Source organism: Vibrio sp. V43_P6S15P86 (assembly GCF_009904725.1).
In the GTDB taxonomy this organism is placed as follows: domain Bacteria; phylum Pseudomonadota; class Gammaproteobacteria; order Enterobacterales; family Vibrionaceae; genus Vibrio; species Vibrio diabolicus.
Map to the genome: position 1 here is coordinate 1 of NZ_WXWT01000006.1, position 5,829 is coordinate 5,829.

Here is a 5,829-nt window from a genome sequence, read left to right on the forward strand (position 1 = left end):
CTAATATCCATTGTTTTAAACCAGTTCATTACTCTGCCTCCTGCAATCAACGTCAGTAAGGATTTGCTTAACAACATATTAAATATCCTCGCGACTTCCATGCTTGCGGTGACCACATTCTCGCTCAATATAATGGTCTCAGCGTACAGTGCCGCTAGCGCAGGGGTAACGCCGCGAGCGACAAAACTGTTGATGGAAGACAGCACAACACAAAATGCCTTAGCAACCTTTCTTGGCTCTTTTCTATTTAGTTTGGTAGGAATTATCGCGCTAGGTATTGGGGCCTATCATCAACAAGCACAAATTTATCTGTTCATCGTGACTATCGCCGTAATCGTGATGATCATACTCACTCTGCTACGTTGGATTCAGCACCTTTCCGTACTAGGAAGGGTCAGTGAAACCACTTCATACGTAGAGCAAGCCTTGTTAGATGCGATAAGAAAACGGGGCAAAGAGCGTTGGCTAGGTGCTCACCCATGGAGCCATCCAGAACATAAACCCAGAGGAAGCAAGCCTATTTTCAGCCAAGAAATTGGCTACTTACAGCATGTTGATATGCATCATCTCGATAGTATTGCCGAAGCAAACCAATGCACTATCTATCTTGAACGACAACCAGGAAGCTTTGTGTATGTGAGTCAACCATTGGCTTGGGTTTGTGGAGCGTTGCCAGACGAAAACGAAATAACGGCCGCCTTCACGATTCGAACGGAGCGTTCCTATGATCAAGATCCTCGTTTTGGATTAGTCGTCATGGCGGAGATCGCCTCACGAGCTCTCTCCCCCGCCGTGAATGATAACGGTACCGCGATTGATGTTCTTGGGCGTTCTGTACGAGCGCTTTCATTATGGGGAGAGTTACTCAGCGAACCGCCTACCAAGACTCGATACCCTAGGTTATTTGTGCCCGCATTAAGCTGCCAAGATTTATTTGATGATGTATTTTTACCAATCGCGCACGATGGTGCAGCGCAACTCCAAATACAGATTCGCCTACAAAAAGCCTTGCTGGCTCTTTCTAGTATGCACCCCAAGTTGTTTTTATCACCTGCAACCAAGCTATCAGAAAAAGCTTTAGAGCTCTCCTTGAGCCAGCATTATACCGAAGATGAGAAACACCAACTCTCTCATCTGTCTAATCTAGTTACAGACCAAAAAGCTAATGGTTAGGCAAGTAAAATTCAGTTGAAATAGGTTACCGAAAGGCCTTGTACATCGTGATATGTGTTCATAACACACAGCAGAAAAGTCACTTCGTTTATGCATAATTAAAGACTCTGTGCGTTAGGTCTCTTTTCTCTTGGTGAGGGAATCTATATTCTGACGCACAATTTTTAAGGTAAGTGATGGAATAATGACGACGTCTACAACTCTTCCACCTGCTGGTCTCTTTCGTCGACTTGCAGCGTTGATTTACGACACATTGATTATTATCGCAATCGAAATGATGGCCGCAGGTATTGTTATGGCCGTTGTATTTGCACTAAATGCAGCAGGGCTGTTGAGCTATGGCGAGTACGCAGATGCCGCTGATATGCTCGGAAAGCATTCTGTATTAAGCCCTCTATTTACACTGTATCTTGCGGTTGTATGGATATACTTCTTTGTCTTCTTCTGGACGCGAGCAGGGCAAACACTTGGGATGCGCGCTTGGAAACTTCGAGTTCGCAATGCCAAAGACGGTGCGCCGATTACAGTCACTCAAGCCCTGATTCGCATTGCAACATCTGGCTTTGGTTTGGCAAACCTGACTGTGCCGATTGATCCCAAGAAACGTGGTTTCCACGACATTTGGGCAAAAACAGAGGTTGTTGTGTTGCCTAAGGCAAACTAACTTATCCGGGAATACAAAAAAGGAAGGCATAATGCCTTCCTTTTACATTTAGTCCGATGAAACATGGTTTATTCGGTGATACTTCAGCTACAGCTTTCTTCTCAGCAGCGCAATCGCAATAGCTAAGAACACCAGGCTCGGAGCCAATGCACCAAACACTGGGGATATGCCATATACCAAACTTAATGGGCCAAAGAACTCACTGGATATATAAAAAGTAAACCCGGCAACCACGCCCGACAATACCCTTGCCCCCATGGTCACACTTCTGAGTGGACCGAAAACAAACGATAGCGCCATCAACATCATCACGGCAATTGAAAGCGGCTGTGTCAACTTACGCCAAAACGCCAATTCATAGCGAGACGCATCTTGCTCTGAAGCTTTCAGATAGGTCACGTAATCATACAAACCGCTCAGTGATAACTCTTCAGGCTTTACCGTCACCACAGCTAGCTTATCTGGAGCCAATGACGTATGCCATTCCATCTGTTCGATGTCTTGCTTCGAAATCACGTTTTCATTTTTCATATCCGTGATTTGTACGTCGCGCATCAACCAATTGTTATCTTGTTGATAGTCGACCTCTTCAGCAAAGATAACCTTTTGTAGATTCTTATCATCATCAAAACGCCACATATTTAAAGCATAAAGCTTGTCGTCTTCGACTTTACCTATAAAGATAAAGTCGTTTGCGTCACGAGCCCAAACTCCAGAACGAACTGAGACAATACTACCTCCAGATATCGCAAAGGATCGTAGATCACGAGCCATCTTTTGTGCTTCTGGAGCACCCCATTGCCCTAACGTCATAACGATAAGCATAAGTGGCACCGCCGTTTTGAGCACGGATAACCCGATATCCAACTTTGAGAAACCAGCAGCTTGCATCACCACCAGCTCAGAGCTTGACGCCAACATACCTAAGCCGATCAGGGCGCCGAGTAATGCCGCCATTGGGAAGAACATTTCGATATCACGCGGCACACTGAGCAACACAAAATACAATGCATGAGTGAGGTCATACACGCCTCGCCCTACTTTACGTAACTGTTCTACGTATTTGATGATGCCCGATAAGCCAACAAACGTCGCTAAAACCAAGGCAGTGGTAGAGATGATGGTTCTACCGATGTAAAGGTCTAAGATTTTGAACACAGCTTACGCGAGCCTCTTCTTACGGAATTTGTCTTTTATTCGTCGAGCAGCAACGCTGTCCATCATATTGGCCATGATTGCGACAATCAGTAACATCGCATTAATAGGCCACATGCCGATTGCCGCCGGAATGTCACCATCTTCTAATGCAGATTTTGTTGCACTAATCGCCAGGAAATACGCTAGATAAATAAGAATCGCGGGCCCCATTTTGGCAAATCGTCCCTGACGCGGATTCACCGCTGACAAAGGAATAACCAACATCGTTAAGAGTGGAATACACACAAATAACGAAATTCGCCATTGCAGCTCTGCTTGCGCTTCTGGGTCTGGGTGTCCAATCAAATCAACCGTTGGGTACGCTTCCCAATCTCGCCCTTTCTTTTTGACCTCACGCTGGCCGATAACGCCTTCGTATTCATCGAATTTTGTGATCATATATTCAACGCGAGTCGGCACACCTTCATAACGCGTGCCTTCTTTCATGGTGATGACCTGACGGCCGTCCGACAGTTCTTTTACTTCACCAGAGGACGAGAACATCACACTCGGCAATACTGAATCTCTCGGGCGCATCTGCGCGACAAAAACGTTGCTCAATGTATTGTCTTTAATGTCATCAATGAACACAACCGATGAACCATCTGGCGTGCCTTGGAATTGCCCTTTCTTTAGCAAGTCAACGCTGTTTTCTGCTGCCACTTGCTCATAAAGTTGCTCTACGCGGTCTTGAGACCACGGCGATAGCCACAACGCATTGAAAGCCGCCACCGCTGAAGTAATCAACGCTAGGTATAAGGCCGCTTGAACCAAGAATTTATTACCAATACCTGTCGCGTTCATTACGACAATTTCGCTCTCTGCATACAGGCGACCAAACGTGATCAGTATGCCGATATACAGACTCAAAGGCAGCATTAACAGACCCATTGCTGGCATGTTCAAACCAACAATCGAGAAAATCAATCCAGCAGGAATATCCCCATCAGAAGCATCAGCAAGAACACTTATGAATTTCTGGCTTACAAACACCAAAAAAAGTACGAAAAAAATCGCAAATTGGCTCTTGAGTGTTTCGCGGATCAAATATCTAACAATAATCACGCTGAAATTACCTATACAAAACTTGTTTTTTTGGTCGAATCACTATAGTTTCCCGTTGAACCATTTATTTTTTTAAAAATTATAAACTAGATGTTAGTCGCTTAATCAGCTCTGCATGTAAGCCTGGAGCTAAAATTCAACAAGTAAGCGATCATTATCTAACATTTAGAGCAATTTGTCTTCAGGATGTAGGAGTACGCATGGAGTTCAGTGTAAAAAGTGGCAGTCCAGAGAAACAACGTAGCGCATGTATCGTTGTTGGTGTGTTTGAACCACGTCGCCTTTCTCCAGTAGCCGAACAACTTGATAAAATCAGTGACGGTTACATCAGTTCACTACTTCGCCGTGGTGATCTAGAGGGTAAACCTGGTCAGATGCTGCTACTGCATCAAGTACCAGGTGTTTTGTCAGAGCGCGTTTTACTTGTCGGTTGCGGCAAAGAGCGTGAACTTGGCGAGCGCCAGTACAAGGAAATCATTCAAAAGACGATCAGCACACTTAACGAGACAGGCTCAATGGAAGCGGTATGTTTCCTAACTGAACTGCATGTTAAGGGTCGTGATACATACTGGAAAGTGCGCCAGGCTGTAGAAGCGACTAAAGATGGTCTATACACATTTAATCAATTCAAGAGCGTTAAACCTGAGACTCGCCGCCCACTGCGCAAGCTTGTTTTCAACGTACCAACGCGTCGTGAATTAAACTTGGGTGAAAAAGCAATCACTCATGGTCTCGCTATCGCATCTGGTGTCAAAGCCTCAAAAGACCTTGGCAACATGCCGCCAAACGTAGCTAATCCAGCTTACCTTGCTTCTCAAGCTCGTCGTCTAGCGGACGATTACGAAACCGTAACCACCAAAATTATTGGTGAGCAAGAGATGGAAAAACTGGGTATGACCTCTTACCTAGCAGTAGGCCGTGGTTCTAAAAACGAATCTATGATGTCTATCATCGAGTACAAAGGTAACCCTGACTCAGATGCAAAACCGATTGTGCTAGTAGGTAAAGGTCTAACCTTCGATTCAGGCGGTATCTCTCTAAAACCGGGCGAAGGTATGGATGAGATGAAGTACGACATGTGTGGTGCGGCATCGGTATTCGGTACAATGAAAGCGCTAGCGAAGCTAAACCTACCAATTAACGTTATTGGTGTTCTAGCAGGCTGTGAAAACATGCCAGGCAGCAACGCTTACCGTCCAGGTGATATCCTAACGACAATGTCTGGTCAAACTGTAGAAGTTCTGAACACGGATGCGGAAGGTCGTCTTGTTCTTTGTGACGCACTGACTTACGTAGAGCGTTTCGAACCAGACTGCGTGGTTGACGTTGCAACCCTAACTGGTGCTTGTGTTATCGCACTAGGTCACCACATCAGTGGCGTTATCTCCAACCACAACCCTCTTTCTCATGAGCTAGTTAACGCTTCAGAGCAAGCGAGTGACCGTGCATGGCGTCTACCAATGGCAGATGAGTACCACGAGCAGTTGAAGAGCCCATTTGCTGATATGGCAAACATCGGTGGCCGCCCTGCTGGTACTATCACTGCGGGTTGCTTCCTGTCTAAGTTTGCTAAAAAGTACAACTGGGCTCACGTCGATATCGCAGGTACTGCGTGGAAATCAGGCGCAGCGAAAGGCTCAACGGGCCGTCCTGTCTCAATGCTTGTCCAATTCCTTTTGAACCGCAGCGGCCAAGAGACAGAAGAGTAATTTCTGAACAAAATCTAAAAG

Annotated in this window: 5 protein-coding genes; 3 read left to right on the forward strand and 2 right to left on the reverse strand. The window is 45.7% G+C overall.

Going from position 1 to position 5,829, the window contains the following annotated elements; genetic code table 11:
- Both CAG69_RS00365 and CAG69_RS00370 read left to right on the forward strand, forming a co-directional pair.
- On the forward strand, positions 1–1,173 hold a 1,173-nt coding region (locus CAG69_RS00365; RefSeq protein WP_161442139.1), incomplete at its 5' end, for a DUF2254 domain-containing protein.
- A gap of 184 nt (positions 1,174–1,357) precedes the next feature.
- Positions 1,358–1,837 (forward strand): RDD family protein, encoded by a 480-nt coding sequence (locus CAG69_RS00370; RefSeq protein WP_161442141.1) that lies wholly within the window; start codon positions 1,358–1,360, stop codon positions 1,835–1,837.
- A gap of 87 nt (positions 1,838–1,924) precedes the next feature.
- Here CAG69_RS00370 and lptG read toward each other — a convergent pair whose 3' ends face one another.
- Together lptG and lptF are read right to left on the reverse strand one after the other, a co-directional pair.
- Positions 1,925–2,995 carry an LPS export ABC transporter permease LptG gene (lptG, locus tag CAG69_RS00375; RefSeq protein ID WP_005397455.1) on the reverse strand — a complete coding sequence of 357 codons (1,071 nt, stop codon included), beginning with the start codon at positions 2,993–2,995 and terminating at the stop codon, positions 1,925–1,927.
- Between the two features lie 3 nt (positions 2,996–2,998).
- Positions 2,999–4,099, reverse strand: coding sequence for an LPS export ABC transporter permease LptF (gene lptF / locus CAG69_RS00380; protein ID WP_006742363.1), 1,101 nt, complete (start codon positions 4,097–4,099; stop codon positions 2,999–3,001).
- A 200-nt stretch (positions 4,100–4,299) separates the two neighbouring features.
- Between lptF and pepA the strand changes: the two genes are divergently transcribed.
- Positions 4,300–5,808, forward strand: coding sequence for a leucyl aminopeptidase (gene pepA / locus CAG69_RS00385; RefSeq protein ID WP_005397459.1), 1,509 nt, complete (start codon positions 4,300–4,302; stop codon positions 5,806–5,808).
- Positions 5,809–5,829 lie beyond the last annotated feature (21 nt).

Coding starts and splice junctions, on each gene's coding strand:
- CAG69_RS00370 (WP_161442141.1), top strand. CDS start 1,358: ATGACGACGTCTACAACTCTTCCACCTGCTGGTCTCTTTCGTCGACTT.
- pepA (WP_005397459.1), top strand. CDS start 4,300: ATGGAGTTCAGTGTAAAAAGTGGCAGTCCAGAGAAACAACGTAGCGCA.